Annotated in this window: 12 protein-coding genes; 9 read left to right on the forward strand and 3 right to left on the reverse strand. The window is 67.1% G+C overall.

Annotation, left to right across the window (positions count from 1 at the left end):
• Nucleotides 1–206: 206 nt before the first annotated feature.
• Entirely contained in the window at nt 207–401 is a 195-nt protein-coding gene (locus G3N98_RS32310; RefSeq protein ID WP_046547411.1) for a hypothetical protein, read from the reverse strand.
• Between the two features lie 330 nt (nt 402–731).
• On the opposite strand from G3N98_RS32310, the gene G3N98_RS32315 reads away from it, so the two are divergent.
• On the forward strand, nt 732–4,322 hold the full coding sequence (locus G3N98_RS32315; protein WP_089471987.1) for an indolepyruvate ferredoxin oxidoreductase family protein: 3,591 nt from the start codon (nt 732–734) through the stop codon (nt 4,320–4,322).
• 146 nt (nt 4,323–4,468) lie between these two features.
• Here the strand turns inward: G3N98_RS32315 and G3N98_RS32320 are convergent, their stop codons facing one another.
• Nucleotides 4,469–6,739: an NADP-dependent malic enzyme gene (locus G3N98_RS32320; protein ID WP_206150468.1), complete on the reverse strand. Its 2,271-nt coding sequence runs from the start codon at nt 6,737–6,739 to the stop codon at nt 4,469–4,471.
• 460 nt (nt 6,740–7,199) lie between these two features.
• Between G3N98_RS32320 and G3N98_RS32325 the strand changes: the two genes are divergently transcribed.
• The 7 genes from G3N98_RS32325 (at nt 7,200) to G3N98_RS32355 (ending at nt 14,727) form a co-directional block, all read left to right on the forward strand.
• Complete coding sequence (locus G3N98_RS32325; RefSeq protein WP_011350651.1) at nt 7,200–7,886, forward strand: orotate phosphoribosyltransferase; 687 nt, start codon at nt 7,200–7,202, stop codon at nt 7,884–7,886.
• A gap of 255 nt (nt 7,887–8,141) precedes the next feature.
• Nucleotides 8,142–8,735, forward strand: coding sequence for a YbhB/YbcL family Raf kinase inhibitor-like protein (locus tag G3N98_RS32330; RefSeq protein ID WP_046547413.1), 594 nt, complete (start codon nt 8,142–8,144; stop codon nt 8,733–8,735).
• A 221-nt stretch (nt 8,736–8,956) separates the two neighbouring features.
• Nucleotides 8,957–9,529, forward strand: a complete 573-nt coding sequence (locus tag G3N98_RS32335) for a flavodoxin family protein (RefSeq protein WP_039366855.1) — start codon at nt 8,957–8,959, stop codon at nt 9,527–9,529.
• A 154-nt stretch (nt 9,530–9,683) separates the two neighbouring features.
• Nucleotides 9,684–10,634, forward strand: coding sequence for an N-acetyl-gamma-glutamyl-phosphate reductase (gene argC / locus G3N98_RS32340; RefSeq protein ID WP_089430475.1), 951 nt, complete (start codon nt 9,684–9,686; stop codon nt 10,632–10,634).
• 435 nt (nt 10,635–11,069) lie between these two features.
• Nucleotides 11,070–12,476 carry a DUF2957 domain-containing protein gene (locus G3N98_RS32345; protein WP_206150469.1) on the forward strand — a complete coding sequence of 469 codons (1,407 nt, stop codon included), beginning with the start codon at nt 11,070–11,072 and terminating at the stop codon, nt 12,474–12,476.
• Nucleotides 12,477–12,624: 148 nt separating this feature from the next.
• Nucleotides 12,625–13,875, forward strand: coding sequence for a DUF2957 domain-containing protein (locus tag G3N98_RS32350; protein ID WP_089424273.1), 1,251 nt, complete (start codon nt 12,625–12,627; stop codon nt 13,873–13,875).
• 18 nt (nt 13,876–13,893) lie between these two features.
• The gene (locus G3N98_RS32355) at nt 13,894–14,727 is read left to right on the forward strand and encodes an OmpW family outer membrane protein (RefSeq protein WP_089424272.1); all 834 of its coding nucleotides are present in this window, start codon (nt 13,894–13,896) and stop codon (nt 14,725–14,727) included.
• A 184-nt stretch (nt 14,728–14,911) separates the two neighbouring features.
• Here the strand turns inward: G3N98_RS32355 and G3N98_RS32360 are convergent, their stop codons facing one another.
• Nucleotides 14,912–15,841, reverse strand: coding sequence for a LysR family transcriptional regulator (locus G3N98_RS32360; protein WP_206150470.1), 930 nt, complete (start codon nt 15,839–15,841; stop codon nt 14,912–14,914).
• Between the two features lie 97 nt (nt 15,842–15,938).
• Here G3N98_RS32360 and G3N98_RS32365 point away from each other — a divergent pair.
• Nucleotides 15,939–17,101, forward strand: a 1,163-nt coding sequence (locus G3N98_RS32365) for an MFS transporter (RefSeq protein ID WP_206150471.1), incomplete at its 3' end; no start/stop codon positions are given.

Consider the following 17,101-nt stretch of genomic DNA (forward strand, 5'->3'; position numbering starts at 1 on the left):
TCGACCTGCTCGACCACCGATAGCTTAAAAGCCAGGCTGTAGTCCCGCTGCGTCCGCTTGATCTCTTGCTCCACTTGGCACCTCTTCGTTTCAGCGAAAAAGTGTCAACCTATTTCAGGACGGGTCAGCGCAAAGAAAAAGGGCGGGAATCCTCGGATTCCCGCCCTTTTTGCATTCCGGCGCGACCCGCAGGCCGCGCGAGCGGATCAACGCGCGTTCGCCTTCGACTCGACGGCGCGCTCGGCCGACGGTTGCGCGACGGCGTCCTGGGCCGGCACGATCTGCTGCATCTGCGCGCCGGCTGCCGCCAGTGCGCTCGCGCCTCGCGCGTGCACCGGGCCGGTCATCGAGAAAAACGCGGCGGACACGATCAGGAAACTCTGGATATGACGTGTGTTCATTGCACCTCCTGTAAAACTGCCGGCGCCTCCCCGATTGCGTCGAAACCAGCCAACGCGGCCGGGCACCTCCGGCAGGCCGACAAGATTAACGGCATTTGCCAGCAGATGAACCCGGCTTTACATGCTTTTACATGATGTAACGCATGGTTCCGCCCTGTTTTTTTGACGCAGCGCCGCACTCCACCGGCATTCCAACCGATGGGCGGCGGGTTTGCCCCAGTGCTACCATCGCTTAAAACCGGCCAATATGCCGGCCACTGCCGACGCGTCCACAAGACGCCCGAAGCAGTCGAGTTTTGGTGATCCCAAACTGGGTGGAGGAGACAGTTAATGAATGCCCCGCTAGACGCAGGCCAACGCGCGTCGCTAGAAGCCGCGCTGAAGTCCGTCACGCTTGACGACAAATACACACTGGAACGCGGCCGCGCGTACATGAGCGGCATCCAGGCCCTCGTGCGCCTGCCGATGCTGCAGCAGGAACGCGATCGCGCCGCCGGTCTCAATACCGCCGGCTTCATCTCCGGCTATCGTGGTTCGCCGCTCGGCGGCCTCGATCTGTCGCTCTGGAAAGCCAAGCAGCACCTGGCCGCCCACCAGATCGTCTTCCAGCCCGGCCTCAACGAAGATCTCGCCGCCACCGCCGTGTGGGGCTCGCAGCAGGTGAACCTGTACCCCGGCGCGAAGCACGACGGCGTGTTCGGCATGTGGTACGGCAAGGGCCCGGGCGTCGACCGCACGGGCGACGTATTCAAGCACGCGAACTCGGCCGGCTCGTCGCAGCATGGCGGCGTGCTGGTGCTCGCCGGCGACGACCACGCGGCGAAATCGTCGACGCTCGCGCACCAGTCCGAACACATCTTCAAGGCCTGCGGGCTGCCGGTGCTGTTCCCGTCCAACGTGCAGGAATATCTCGATTTCGGCCTGCACGGCTGGGCGATGAGCCGCTACTCGGGCCTGTGGGTCGCGCTCAAGTGCGTGACGGACGTGGTCGAATCGTCGGCATCGGTCGACATCGACCCGCATCGCACCGAGATCGTGCTGCCGACCGACTTCATCCTGCCGGAAGGCGGGCTGAACATCCGCTGGCCCGATCCGCCGCTCGTGCAGGAAGCACGGCTGCTCGACTACAAGTGGTATGCGGCGCTCGCCTACGTGCGCGCGAACAAGCTCGACCGCATCGAGATCGATTCGCCGAGCGCGCGCTTCGGGATCATGACCGGCGGCAAGGCGTACCTCGACGTGCGCCAGGCGCTGACCGACCTCGGCCTCGACGACGAAACCTGCGCGCGGATCGGCATCCGGCTCTACAAGGTCGGCTGCGTGTGGCCGCTCGAAGCGCAGGGCGCGCAGGCGTTCGCGCGCGGGCTCGACGAAATCCTCGTCGTCGAGGAAAAGCGCCAGATCCTCGAATACGCGATCAAGGAAGAGCTGTACAACTGGCCCGATGGGCAACGTCCGCGCGTGTTCGGCAAGTTCGACGAGAAGGACGGCGCCGGCGGCGAATGGTCGGTGCCGATGGGCAACTGGCTGCTGCCCGCGCACTACGAGCTGTCGCCCGCGATCATCGCGAAGGCGATCGCGACGCGCCTCGAGAAGTTCGAGCTGCCGTCCGACGTGCGTGCGCGCATCGCCGCGCGCCTCGCCGTGATCAACGCGAAGGAAATGGCGCTCGCGAAGCCGCACGTGCAGACCGAGCGCAAGCCGTGGTTCTGCTCGGGCTGCCCGCACAACACGTCGACCAACGTGCCGGAAGGCTCGCGCGCGATCGCCGGCATCGGCTGCCACTACATGACCGTGTGGATGGACCGCAGCACGAGCACCTTCAGCCAGATGGGCGGCGAAGGCGTGCCGTGGATCGGCCAGGCGCCGTTCACGGACGAGAAGCACGTGTTCGCGAACCTCGGCGACGGCACCTATTTCCACTCGGGCCTGCTGGCCGTGCGCGCGGCGATCTCGTCGAAAGCGAACATCACCTACAAGATCCTCTATAACGACGCGGTCGCGATGACGGGCGGCCAGCCGGTCGACGGCGTGCTGACGGTGCCGCAGATCACGCACCAGCTCGCGTCCGAAGGCGCGAAGAAGATCGTGATCGTCACCGACGAGCCGGAGAAGTACGACAGCCAGAAGGCGCTGCTGGCGCCGGGCGTGACGATCCATCACCGCGACCAGCTCGACGACGTGCAGCGCGAGCTGCGCGAGATCGAAGGCACGACGATCCTGATCTACGACCAGACCTGCGCGACCGAGAAACGCCGCCGCCGCAAACGCGGCACGTATCCGGACCCGGCCAAGCGCGTCGTGATCAACGACGCGGTGTGCGAAGGCTGCGGCGATTGCTCGGTGCAGTCGAACTGCCTGTCGGTCGAGCCGCTGGAAACCGAATTCGGCACGAAGCGCCAGATCAACCAGTCGAGCTGCAACAAGGACTTCTCGTGCGTGAAGGGCTTCTGCCCGAGCTTCGTCACGGTCGAGGGCGGCCAGCTGAAGAAGCCGAAGGCCGTGTCGGTCGACGGCAACGCACTGCCGCCGATCCCCGAACCGACGCTGCCGGACATCGACCGCGCATACGGCGTGCTCGTCACGGGCGTCGGCGGCACGGGCGTCGTCACGATCGGCGCACTGCTCGGGATGGCCGCGCACCTGGAAAACAAGGGCGTGACCGTGCTCGACGTCACCGGCCTCGCGCAGAAGGGCGGCGCCGTGATGAGCCACGTGCAGATCTCGCACGCGCCGACCGACATCCATGCGACGCGGATCGCGATGGGCGAGGCCGACCTTGTGATCGGCTGCGACGCGATCGTCACGGCCGGCGACGAGTGCACGTCGCGCATGCGCCACGACACGACGCGCGTGGTCGTCAACAGCGCGCAGACGCCGACCGCCGAGTTCATCAAGAACCCGAACTGGGCGTTCCCGGGCCTGTCCGCCGAGAACGACATCCGCGCGGCAGCAGGCGAAGCCGTCGATTTCATCGACGCGAACCGCTTCGCGGTCGCGCTGCTCGGCGACGCGATCTACACGAACCCGTTCGTGCTCGGCTACGCGTGGCAAAAGGGCTGGCTGCCGCTGACGCTCGCGTCGCTGGTGCGCGCGATCGAGCTGAATGCGGTATCGGTCGAGAAGAACCGTGCGGCCTTCGACTGGGGCCGCCGCGCCGCGTATGACTTGGCGAGCGTGAAGCAGGCCGCGGCCGGCGACGCGCGCCCCGTGCAAGGCGCCACGGTGATTTCGCTGCACACGAAGAAGGCGGTCGACGCGCTGATCGCGAAGCGCGTGGAATTCCTCACCGCGTACCAGAATGCCGCGTACGCAGCACGCTATGCGGCGTTCGTCGACAAGGTGCGTGCGGCCGAGCGTGCGCTGGCGGACGGCGACACGGCGCAGGAGCAGCTGACCGAAGCGGTCGCGCGCAACCTGTTCAAGCTGATGGCGTACAAGGACGAATACGAGGTCGCGCGGCTGCAGTCCGATCCGGCATTCCTCGCGCGCCTGACCGCGCAGTTCGAAGGCGACTGGAAGCTGAAATTCCACCTCGCGCCGCCGCTGTTCGCGAAGACGGACGCCCACGGCCATCTCGTGAAGAAGGCGTACGGCCCGTGGATGATGTCGGCGTTCCGGATGCTCGCGAAAGCGAAGTTCCTGCGCGGCACGGCGCTCGACCCGTTCGGCCGTACCGACGAGCGTCGCACCGAGCGCGCGCTGATCGGCGAGTACGAAGCGCTGATCGGCGAGGTGCTCGCCAAGCTGAACGCGGCCAACCGCCCGCTCGCCCTCGAGCTCGCGGCGCTGCCGGACGGCATTCGCGGCTATGGCCACGTGAAGGAGAACAACCTGCGCGCGGTACGTGTGAAGTGGGACACGCTGCTCGCGAAGTGGCGTTCGCCTGCCGGCGGCCAGTCGCACCAGCAGGTCGCGTAACGGCACGCGGCGGGCATTCGCGGCCGGATGCCCGCCGGTAAGCGGCTATCCGCTCACGTCGCTTCATGAAAAAACGCCACGGAACGCAGGTTCCGTGGCGTTTTTCATTGCGCCGCGCGCGAAGCGCGGCACACGCGGGCGTGACTTTACTTCGTGTTCACGTTCGCGGCGGCAACGGCCGTCATGTTGATGATCCGGCGCACGGTCGCGGCCGGCGTCAGGATGTGGGCCGGCTTCGCCGCGCCGAGCAGGAACGGGCCGACCGTCACGCCTTCGCCGCCGACCATCTTCAGCAGGTTGTACGCGATGTTCGCCGCTTCGACGTTCGGCATGATCAGCAGGTTCGCTTCGCCCGACAGCGTCGTGCCGGGGAAGGCCTGCTTGCGGATCAGTTCCGACAGCGCCGCGTCGCCGTGCATTTCGCCGTCGACTTCCAGGTTCGGCGCGCGTTCGACGATCAGCTTGCGGGCTTCGCCCATCCGGCGCGACGACGCCGACGGCGCGCTGCCGAAGTTCGAGTTCGACAGCAGCGCAGCCTTCGGCACGATGCCGAAGCGCTCGATCTCGGCCGCGGCCTGGATCGTCATGTCGGCGAGCTGGTCGGCGCTCGGCAGTTCGTTCACGTACGTATCGCACACGAACAGGTTGCGGCCCGGCAGCATCAGCAGGTTCATCGCCGCGAAATGCTCGGCGCCCTTCGCACGGCCCAGCACCTGCTCGATGAACTTCAGGTGGCTGTGGAACGTGTCGATCATCCCGCAGATCATCCCGTCCGCGTCGCCCAGGTGCACGAGCATCGCGCCGATCAGCGTATTGAACTTGCGCATCGCGGCCTTCGCGACTTCCGGCGTCACGCCGTCGCGCGCGCCGATCTCCTGATACGCCTGCCAGTAGCGGTGGTAGCGCGCATCGTCTTCCGGATCGACGATCTCGAAATCGGTGCCGGCCTTCAGCTTCGAGCCGATCTTCGCGAGGCGCATGTCGATGACCGACGGACGGCCGACGAGGATCGGCTTCGCGATCTTTTCCTGCAGCACGAACTGCGCGGCACGCAGCACGCGCTCGTCTTCGCCCTCGGCGAACACGATGCGGGCCTGCTTCTGCTTCGCGGTGGCGAACACCGGACGCATCACCATGCCGGTGCGGTAGACGGTCGCGCCGAGCTGCTCGCGGTACGCGTCCATGTCCTGGATCGGGCGGGTGGCGACGCCCGAATCCATCGCGGCTTGCGCGACGGCCGGCGCGATCTTGATGATCAGGCGCGGGTCGAACGGCTTCGGAATCAGGTAGTCCGGCCCGAATTCGAGCGAGTGGCCTTCATACGCCTTCGCGACTTCCTCGCTCTGGTCGGTTTCCTGCGCCAGCTCGGCGATCGCGCGCACGCACGCGAGCTTCATTTCTTCCGTGATCGTCGTCGCGCCGACGTCGAGCGCACCGCGGAAGATGAACGGGAAACACAGCACGTTGTTGACCTGGTTCGGGTAGTCCGAACGGCCGGTCGCGACGATCGCGTCCGGGCGCACGGCCTTCGCGTCTTCCGGGCGGATTTCCGGTTCCGGGTTCGCGAGCGCCAGGATCAGCGGGCGGTCGCCCATCGTCTTGACCATGTCCTGCTTCAGCACGCCCGCGCTCGAGCAGCCGAGGAACACGTCCGCGCCGACGATCGCGTCGGCGAGCGTGCGTGCGTCGGTGGTCGCCGCATAGCGCTGCTTCGACGGATCGAGGTTGCCGCGCCCTTCGTAGATCACGCCCTTCGAATCGGCGACGAGGATGTTCGACTTCGTGAGGCCGAGGTTCACCAGCAGGTCCAGACACGCGATCGCCGCGGCGCCCGCGCCCGAGCACACGAGCTTCACTTCGGACAGCTTCTTGCCGACGACCTTCAGGCCGTTCAGGATCGCGGCCGACGCGATGATCGCGGTGCCGTGCTGGTCATCGTGGAAGACGGGGATCTTCATGCGCTCGCGCAGCTTCTGCTCGATGTAGAAGCATTCCGGCGCCTTGATGTCCTCGAGGTTGATGCCGCCGAGCGTCGGCTCGAGCATCGCGATCGCCTCGACGAGCTTGTCGGGGTCGGACTCCGACAGTTCGATGTCGAACACGTCGATGCCCGCGAATTTCTTGAAGAGGCAGCCCTTGCCTTCCATCACCGGCTTCGCGGCGAGCGGGCCGATGTTGCCGAGGCCGAGCACGGCGGTGCCGTTCGTGATGACGCCGACGAGGTTGCCGCGCGACGTGTACTTCTGCGCGTCGAGCGGATCGGCGTGGATCGCTTCGCACGCTGCGGCGACGCCCGGCGAATACGCGAGCGACAGATCGAGCTGGTTCGACAGCGGCTTGGTCGGGGTGACCGAAATCTTGCCGGGTTTCGGGTTCAGGTGATAAGCGAGTGCGGCCTGCTTCAGTTGTTCGTCCATGATTGACCTGCGAGAGACATGCGAAATATTGACGGTTCAGTACGCAGCACCTTCGGCCGCGTCTGCTTGAATCGAGGGGGTGGTCGACTGCGAGACGGCACGCGACGCGCCGGGTCGGCACGCCATCGAACCTTGGCGGGTGGCAAGAGGAAAGTACAAAGTACTGAACGATTTCTAAGGGCCGCCTAGTGTACACCCCCTAAATGACGCATGTTGGTGCAGCGCCGCATCCTCCGCATCAGCGTGCGAGCGATCGGGCCCCACTTGTTTCGCCGGTGGTGAGCCGCGCGGCGAACCCGCGCGAATTCCGCCGAAAACCGGCCTGAATCGGGTAAAATAGCCGGCTACGCGCGCAGCGATGCGATTGGCCCTCCGATCGCGCCCCGGCCCCCTGGGCAGGTTCCCCTTGCTGCGCCACCGGGCCCGCGCCCGCTCTTCGCTCATCACCCAAGGAATGCCCATGACAGGCTACGATCGTCAGTCGATCTCGGATACGACCGCCAAAATCCTGCTCGAAGTACAGGCAGTGCACTTCAACGCAGAAAAACCGTTCATCTTCACGTCCGGCTGGGCAAGCCCCGTCTATATCGACTGCCGCAAGCTGATTTCGTATCCGCGCGTGCGCCGCGCGCTGATGGAAATGGCGGAAACGACGATCACGCGCGACATCGGCTTCGAGCAGATCGACGCGGTGGCGGGCGGCGAAACGGCCGGCATCCCGTTCGCGGCCTGGATCGCGGACCGGATGATGGTGCCGATGCAGTACGTGCGCAAAAAGCCGAAGGGTTTCGGCCGCAACGCGCAGATCGAAGGCCATCTGGAAGAAGGCTCGCGCGTGCTGCTGGTGGAAGACCTGACGACCGACAGCCGCAGCAAGATCAACTTCGTCAACGCGCTGCGCACCGCGGGCGCGACGGTGAACCACTGCTTCGTGCTGTTCCACTACAACATCTTCAAGGAAAGCGTGTCGGTCCTGAAGGACATCGACGTCGACCTGCACGCGCTCGCCACGTGGTGGGACGTGCTGCGCGTCGCGAAGGCCTCGGGCTACTTCGAGACGAAGACGCTCGACGAAGTCGAGAAATTCCTGCACGCACCGGCCGAGTGGTCGGCGGCGCACGGCGGCGCGACGTCCCCGAAGGACTGACGCCGCGCCGGCCCGCTGGCCGGCGTCCTGGCTGAACGAGCCGCCCGCTTCATCGCGGGCGGCTTTTTTTCGTCCGCCGATTTTGCATCCGTCGATCCGCGCAGGAAACGATCGCGACCACGCGTCGCGGCGTGCATCGCTCATCGAACCCTAATGCTAGACTTGATCCATCGCTGCCATCAGCTGCGCAGGCAACGCACTACGCCAACAACGCCGGACGCATCGGTCCGGCCCACGTGACGGGAGAAGCGCCATATGCGTGTGGATCGCCGGATCACTCCGCCTGCGCCATCGGGTCGCCCGTCGCCGTTCCTCGCCGCCCTCCTCTACGCCGCCGTCCTCTCCGCCCTGCCCGCGCATGCGGAAGGTCCGTTCACCGTGACGAGCGACGACCTGACGCCGGGCGGGCGCGTCCGCGCCGCGAACGTGTTCGACCGCGGCGACTGCAAGGGCGGCAATCACTCGCCGCAGCTCACCTGGCACAACCCGCCGCCCGGCACGCGCGGCTATGCGGTCACGGTCTTCGATCCCGATGCGCCGGGGCACGGCTGGTGGCACTGGGCCGTGGCGGGCATTCCGGCGACGGTCACGAGCCTGCCGGCCGACGCGAGCGCGTCCGGGTTCCTGCGGCGCATCGGCGCGAGCGAGGCGCGCAACGACTTCGGAATCGACGGCTACGGCGGCCCGTGCCCGCCGCCGGGCAAGCCGCACCGCTACGTGATCACCGTCTATGCGCTCAAGGGCGACGACCTGCGCGTCGCGCAGGGCCGCCCCGCGCCGATGTTCGAGCACGAGATCGGCACGCTGGCGATCGGCACCGCGCAACTCACGGTCAACTACGGGCAGTGACGGGCGGCGGGCGTGACGCGCCGCCACGCCGCCGCACTGCGATTGCCGCCGCCGCGAAATGCCGTCCTTCGCACTCGTGTGCTTTCCCGTCATTTCGGCTTGCTAGACTCGTCGTCACCGGTCGCGGCGCCATGCCGCGGATCCGTCGCGCCGCCCACCGGCGACGCATGACGCGGCGAGCCTGCGGTCCGCCGTTCCCGTTCCTTTCCGGAGAACGCTTCATGTCGAACATCGTCATCGTCTATCACAGCGGCTACGGTCACACGCAGAAACTGGCCGAGGCCGTGCACGCGGGCGCGCAGGACGCCGGCGCGACCGTGCGTCTGCTCGCCGTCGGCGACGTCGACGACGCGGGCTGGGCCGCGCTCGACGCGGCCGACGCGATCGTCTTCGGCGCGCCGACCTACATGGGCGGCCCGTCGGCGCAGTTCAAGCAGTTTGCCGACGCGACGTCGAAAGCGTGGTTCACGCAGAAATGGAAGGACAAGATCGCCGCGGGCTTCACGAACTCCGCGACGATGAACGGCGACAAGTTCTCGACGATTCAATATTTCGTCACGCTGTCGATGCAGCATGGGATGGTGTGGGTCGGCACGAGCCTGATGCCGGCCAACTCGAAGGCGGCCACGCGCAACGACATCAACTACCTGGGCGGCTCGACGGGCCTGCTCGCGCAGTCGCCGGCCGATTCGACGCCCGACGAAGGCCCGCTGCCGGGCGACCTCGAGACCGGCAAGGCATTCGGCCGGCGGGTTGCCGAAGCGACCGCCCGGTGGGTCGCCGGCCGCGGCTGAGTACGCCCCGGCGCTCGCTCCGGCGGGCGACAAAGGGACACAAGACGGCCCGCCGGCCGTCTTTTTTTCGCCCCGCGCGGTGCAGGCCCGCCGGATGACGTCTTAAAATGGCGGATTCAGGGCGCGGGCCCCCGTTTCATTCAGTGAGAGCGAAATGAGCACCAAAGTTTTTGTCGACGGCCAGGAAGGCACGACCGGCCTCAAGATCTTCGAATACCTGTCGGCACGCAGCGACATCGAGATCCTGCGCATCGATGAAGCGAAGCGCAAGGACGTCGAAGAGCGCCGCCGCCTGATCAACGCGTCGGACGTCACGTTCCTGTGCCTGCCGGACGTTGCATCGCGCGAATCGGCGTCGCTCGTCGAGAACCCGAACACGACGCTGATCGACGCGAGCACCGCGTTCCGCACCAGCGCCGACTGGGCGTACGGCCTGCCGGAACTGACCCGCGCGCAGCGCGAGAAGATTCGCACGTCGAAGCGCATCGCCGTACCGGGCTGCCACGCGTCGGCCTTCGTGCTCGCGATGCGTCCGCTCGTCGATGCAGGCATCGTCGCACCGACGTTCGCCGCGCACAGCTACTCGATCACCGGCTACAGCGGCGGCGGCAAGTCGATGATCGCCGACTACGAAAACGCCACGCCGGGCGGCAAGCTCGCGAGCCCGCGGCCGTATGCGCTCGGCCTCACGCACAAGCACCTGCCGGAAATGGCCGCGCACACGGGCCTCGCGAACCCGCCGATCTTCACGCCGATCGTCGGGCCGTTCCTGAAGGGTCTCGCGGTGACGACCTACTTCACGCCCGAGCAGCTCGCGAAGCGCACGACGCCGCAGGACGTGCAGCGCGTGTTCGCCGAGTACTACGCGGACGAAGCATTCGTACGCGTCGCGCCGTTCGATGCGGACGCGAACCTCGACGGCGGCTTCTTCGACGTGCAGGCGAACAACGACACGAACCGGGTCGACCTGTTCGTGTTCGGCAACGCGGAGCGCTTCGTCACGGTCGCGCGCCTCGACAATCTCGGCAAGGGCGCATCGGGCGCCGCGATCCAGTGCATGAACCTGAGCATCGGCGCGGCCGAGGACGCAGGTCTCAAACGCTGATTCAGCATCGCATGCAATGCAAAGCCGGCCACTGGCCGGCTTTTTATTTACCCCTGCCGGGCAATATATAAAAAATTGCGGATCGCGCATTTACAAATATTTACAAGCTTTCAATTGCGCGATTACCAGTGAATTAATCCCACCCCTTCTTTATCCAGTCAATCCCGAATAGGGATAAACCGGATACCGCCGCTTTAAACGCTGCCGTTATACGCAGGAAGGCTCTGCGCCGGCCTGTCCGGCGTCGCACATCCCCCACTCCAGCCGCTTTCGGCAGCCGGTCTCACGTTTTAATTCTTACCGAATGCCGTGTCGGACAAGGATTCAATACACGATGCCCGTTTCAATCGCCTTTTTTAGACGGGTTCATCAATTGACAGCAAAAATCAAGGCGGCGACATTAGCTCGCACAATTAAACGATTGGAGACAGCGGCATGTCGCACACCTTATCGAAGGGGGTGGCAACGGCCTTTGCCATTGCCCCTTTCCTGGTTGCATGTGGTGGGGGGGACGGCGGCGCACCCGCGCCGATCAATGCGCCCCAATGTTCCGGATCCAGCTGCGGCACGCAAGGGCCGCCGCCGTCACAGCCCATCAACGGTGCGCTGTGCCCGGCCAACGCCGACATCGTGAAGAGCACGTACCTCGGCGGCGCCGGTAGCGGCGAGATCGTCAGCGTCAACATCGACGCGGTGGCGATGACCTACACGCTCAAGTGGCTCGAATCGCCGATTCCGCTCGCGACCGGCACGGTCACGCCGAGCCGCGTCGGCACGACGATCACCGGCGCAGTCATGCACCCGCCGACCGGCGTGCTGCCGACCGCGGAGCAGACGCGCTGCGCGTTCATCCTGACGCCCGGCACGGGCAAGGCGCCGAGCGGCGCCACCTACTCGACGGCCGCCGACTTCAACCAGGCGAACCCGCCGATGCTGCTGGTCGGCATGGGTGTCGCGGGCGGCGGCATTCCGGGCGCGACGATCCAGTACGACGGGCTGACGATCATCCCGGGCGTGCTCCAGAACATCGGCCAGGTGCCGAAGCGACACTTCGACTTCTATCCGTTCCTCGGCTTCGCAAACACGACGACGGATATCTCGAAGCTGCCGGGCACGTACAACGCGCTGCTCTACCACCTCGTGCCGTCGAGCAACTACGCGACGAAGGGTTCGAACTCGAGCGAGACGTTCGACACGAACGGCGCGTGTACGTCGAGCGGCTCAGGCGGCTGCCAGACGACCGGCGACCCGTGGAAGGCAAGCGCGAACGGCGGCTACTTCGACAGCACGAAGGCCCCGCAGATACTGCCACAGACGCAGCTGCCGACCGGCGCGACCGGCAAGTCGGCGACCGCGCACATGGTGATCGGCCAGCTCAACGGCGCGACGGTGCCGGTGATCGTACGCACGGGCAACGTGAACCTCGGCACGCCGCCGCTGCACCTCGATGCGCAGGTCGACGACGAATCGGGCATCGCGGTGCTCGGCGCGGCGACGGCGATCACGTCGGGCGCGATCGACGGCGGTTACGCGGGCGCGGATTCGAACTTCAAGTACACGGCCGCGCTGATCCGCGGCAGCAACGCGTCGTTCATCAACCCGAGCACGCAGGCCGAGGAAGACGGCTTCACGCTCGACTACGGCCAGGCGACGCCGGGCCTGCTGAACGCGACGACGATTCCGAAGAGCGGCTCGGCCGCATCGGGCGTGGTGATCGCGACGGGCGGCCTGTATGCGGCGCTGATCCAGGGCACGGTGAACGGCGGCGTCACGCCGACGTCGGCGAATTCGACGACATCGTCGACCCCGTACTTCGGCGTGGGCGCGCAGATCAGCAAGTAGCGACGAGGGCGCGGCGGCGGCCTGCCGCCGCCGCGTGACGCAGGGAAGGCACGAAGGCGCTCGGCACGGCGCAAGCAGGACGAGCACGACCAACAGAAGCGGCCGACAGGGAGCTGGCCGCCGCACAAGACAAATCTGGAGGAGCAACATGAAGCGCAACCTCATTCTGGCGGCGGCCTTTGCCGCCCCCCTTCTTTCCGCCTGCGGCGGCAGCGGCAGCGGCGGCGACAACCCGCCCCCGCTCGTCGAAGACCGGCTCTGCCCCGCCACGCTCGACTACAACACCGTATTCACGGGCGGCGCGGGCAGCGGCGAACTCGCGAAAGTCCAGCTCGACACGACCAAGATGACCTGGCAGGTCACCTATGTCGAATCGGCGGTGCCGCAAAAGACCGGCACCGTCACGCCGACCCGCGCGGGCACCGTCGACAGCGGCACGCTCACGCAGGAAACGCTGCTGCCGACCAACAAGCTGAACCAGTGCGCGTTCCGGCTGAACGGCGCGAGCCTCGATGCGTCGCGTCCGGCACGCATCTTCGTCGGCTTCGGCGTCGCGGGCGGCACGATCCCCGGCAAGGAAATCCAGTTCGACGGCGTGCTCGGCCAGGCCGCGGTGCCCGATACGAAGTTCCCGTACTACCCGTTCATCGGCTTCTCGTCGATCGAAACCGACATCACGAAGGTCGCGGGCACGTACAGCCACGTCGGCTTCGGCGAAGTGCCGTCGCAGAAGTTCGCGCCGGCGTCGATCGACGCGAAGGTGACGATCAACGCGGACGGCACGTGGACCAAGTGCGACACGACCGGCCAGTTCGCCGGTGGCGCCTGCGCGCAGCAGGGCACGAACTTCGTGCAGTCGGCCGACGGCAGCGGCGCGTTCCAGTCGAACAACTACGCGAGCCAGCTGAAGCCGACGCTGTCGGCGACGCCGCAGGGCAAGGGCTTCATGATCGTCGGCAAGCTGCGCAACCAGCTCGTGCCGATCCTCGTGCGCACGGGCGTCGCGAACCCGAACCCGACGCCGGACGCCAACGGCGTGCCGGGCCTCACCGCCGACGACGAATCGAGCATCTCGATCCTCGCGCCGCAGACGGCCGTCGCGCTCGGCTCGCAGAACGGCGAGTACATCGGCGTCGACAGCCAGTTCGACTACCGGACCACCGCGCTGATCGACAAGCAGGCCACGCTGCTCGATCCGTTCAACGCGTCGCAGGCCTCGCTCGCGACCGCGCTCGATCTCGACTACACGCAGAAGGTGCCGGGCACGGTCACGACGATTCACACGGGCTCGGGCAGCACGTCGCCGACCGGCAAGTTCATCTTCACGGGTGGCGTGTTCGGTTTCCTCGACAACGCGGGATCGACGCCGTATTTCACGATCGGCGCATTCGTCCAGTAAGCGGAGGGAAGAGCCGTGATGAAGAAGACCCTTCTCTGCGCGGCGGCCGGCGCCGCCGCCGTGGCGCCGCTCGCGGCGCACGCGCAGAGCGCCGGTAGCAACGTCGTGACGCTGGGCTGGTTCCACATCATGCCGCAGCAGAGCAGCACGCCGATGACGACCAACGTCGCGCCGACGCCGATCAACACGCCGCTGCGGCTGCCGCCGTCGTTCACGTCGCCGGGCACCGGGCTGCACACGAGCGGCGCCGACACCGTCGGCCTGACGGTCAGCCACTTCCTGACCGACCATATCGCGGTGACATCGGTGGCCGGCGTGCCGCCGGTGTTCAAGGTCTCGGGCCAGGGCACGATCAAGCCGCCGGGCCCGGCCGGCGCGCTCGGCACGCAGAACATCGGGCTGGGCTCGGTCAACCCGATCGTGAAGAGCGTGCGGCAGTGGAGCCCGGCGGCGATCCTGCAGTACTACTTCGGGGCGGCGAACGCGAAGTTCCGGCCGTTCCTCGGCCTCGGCGTGTCGTACAACTGGTTCAGCGACCTGCAGCTCAACACGAACTTCATCAAGCAGACGCAGGACAACCTCGGCGCGGTTCTCGCGGCGGGCGCGGGCAAGCCGGGTACGACATCGGTGGAGGCGAAGGCGTCGTCGTCATGGCAGCCGGTGTTCAACGCGGGCCTGCAGTACAACATGACGGAGCATTTCGGGCTGATCGCGTCGGTCACGTACATCCCGCTGAAGACGACGTCGACGGTGACGATCAAGGCGGCCGACGGCACGGTGCTCTCGGAGTCGAAATCGGACCTGAAGGCCGACCCGATCATCAGCTACGTCGGGATGACGTACAAGTTCTGAGCGCAGCGACGGACGACGAATGGACGGCCGCGACAAAATCGCAGGCAAAAAAAAGCCCGCCTAAGAGGCGGGCTGAATCCATATCAGAGGAGACATGGAGGAGACAGGTGCAACTATAGCGAAACAGTTTCCGCAATGCAACATTTCCGTAGAGAAAATAAGGATTTTCCCTCGAATGTCGCCTCTAGACCGCCTTTACCGCATCTGACCCCGCCCTGTTTACCCGGTCGAGCACTTCGCCCAGCGCATCGCGCAGCAGCGCGACGGGCCGCACCAGCCGGCCCGGCAGCGCGCCGTGCACGATCCACACGTTGATCCGCGTCTCCAGCCCCACCGTTTCCACCACCCTCAGCGCATCGCGATGCGCGCTGCGCGCCAGCGCGTTCGGCGCCGCGATGCCGATGCCCGCGCCGCGCGCGACGAGCGACAACTGCAGCTCCGAGCCGAACGCCTCGACCGCGACGTCGAACGGCAGCCCGGCCGCGCCGAGCATGCGGCTCAGCGCCGAGCGCATCCCGCAGCCGTCCTGGCTCAGCACCCACGGAAAACCCGACAGCGTGTCGATCGACAGCGGACCGTCCGGCAGCGGGTAGTCGCGCGCGGCGACGAGCACCGTCGGCTGCGTGCCGATCAGCGTCGACGCGAACGTGTCGGGCAGCGTCGAACTGGCCGGCACCATGACGGCCGCGACGTCGAGCGTCCCCCGCTCGACGCCTTGCATCAGCGCCGGCGACCAGCCGGCCGTCACCCGCAGCGTGAGGCGCGGAAACGCGTCACGCAGCCGGTCGATCGGCTGCTCGAGCGCCAGCTCGGACAGGAACGGCGGCACGCCGATGCGCAGCTCGCCCGACGGCTCGCTGTCCGGCGCGCCCGCCGCCATCAGCTCGTCGACCGCGCCCAGCACGTTGCGCGCGAGCGCGTAGACGTCGCGCCCGGCGGCGGTCGGCTTCAGCGGCTTGCTTTGCCGCTCCAGCAACGGCATGCCGAGCAGCGTTTCGAGGTTCTGCACGCGCCGTGTCAGGCCCGGCTGCGTCAGGTGGAGCTTCGCGGCCGCGGCGACCATCGACCCGCTGTCGACCACCGCGACGAATGCCTGGAGATCACGCGTATTCAAAACAAACTCGCATAATCATGTTAGAGATATTTCAATTGTCGCATAAACATCGGGCACCTACGATGGGGACTTCTTCGACCCACTCGCCAGGCTTCCGATGAACTGCCCTGCCAACCCCTGCCCCGCCGCCGCGCGCCCACCCGTCAGCGCGCCGGCCGGCACGCCGCCCGCGCTGAGCGCCGGCATGACACTGTTCTTCGCCGCGACGGTCGGCGTGATCGTGATGGACCTGTTCGCCGCGCAGCCGCTGACGGGCCCGATCAGCGCCGACCTGCACCTGCCGCCCGGCTTGTCCGGCCTCGTCGCGATGCTGCCGCAGCTCGGCTACGCGGCCGGGCTCGTGCTGCTCGTCCCGCTCGTCGACCTGCTCGAGAACCGCCGCCTGATCGTCACGACGCTGGCCGCGTGCGCGGCCGCGCTCGCGCTGCCGGCGTTCACGCGGTCGGGCACCGTATTCCTGCTCGCGACGCTCGTGGCCGGCGCCGCGTCGAGCGTGATCCAGATGCTCGTGCCGATGGCCGCGTCGATGGCGCCCGAGGCGCAGCGCGGCCGCGCGGTCGGCAACGTGATGAGCGGGCTGATGCTCGGCATCCTGCTGTCGCGGCCGCTCGCGAGCCTGATCGCGGGCTCGGCCGGCTGGCGCGGGTTCTACGTGCTGGCCGCGCTCGCGAATGCCGCGATCGCCGTGGTGCTCTCGCTGCGCCTGCCGTCGCGCACGCCGTCGATCTCGGCCGGCTACCGCACGCTGCTTGCGTCGATGGGGCGCCTGCTCGCCGACGAGCCGGTGCTGCGCCGGCATGCACTGTCGGCCGCGCTCGCGATGGCCGCGTTCAGCGCATTCTGGACCGCGGTCGGGCTGCGGCTCGCGCAGCCGCCGTTCGGCCTCGACCTGCACGGCATTGCGCTGTTCGCGTTCGCCGGCGCCAGCGGTGCGATCGTCACGCCGCTCGCGGGCCGTGCCGGCGACCACGGCCATGGCCCGGCCGCGCAGCGGATCGCGCACGTCACGATGCTCGTGGCGCTTGTCTTGCTCGGCATCGCGGGCGCCGGCTGGTTCGGCTTCGACGCACACCTGCATCGCGGCCTCGCGCTCGCGCTGCTGGCCGGCGGCGCCGCGCTGCTCGACGCGGGCGTCATCGTCGACCAGACGATCGGCCGCCGCGCGATCAACCTGCTGAACCCGGCCGCGCGCGGCCGCCTGAACGGACTGTTCGTCGGGCTGTTCTTCATCGGCGGCGCGCTCGGCGCGGCGCTCGCAGG

Source organism: Burkholderia sp. Tr-20390, assembly GCF_017104595.1.
Lineage (GTDB): Bacteria > Pseudomonadota > Gammaproteobacteria > Burkholderiales > Burkholderiaceae > Burkholderia.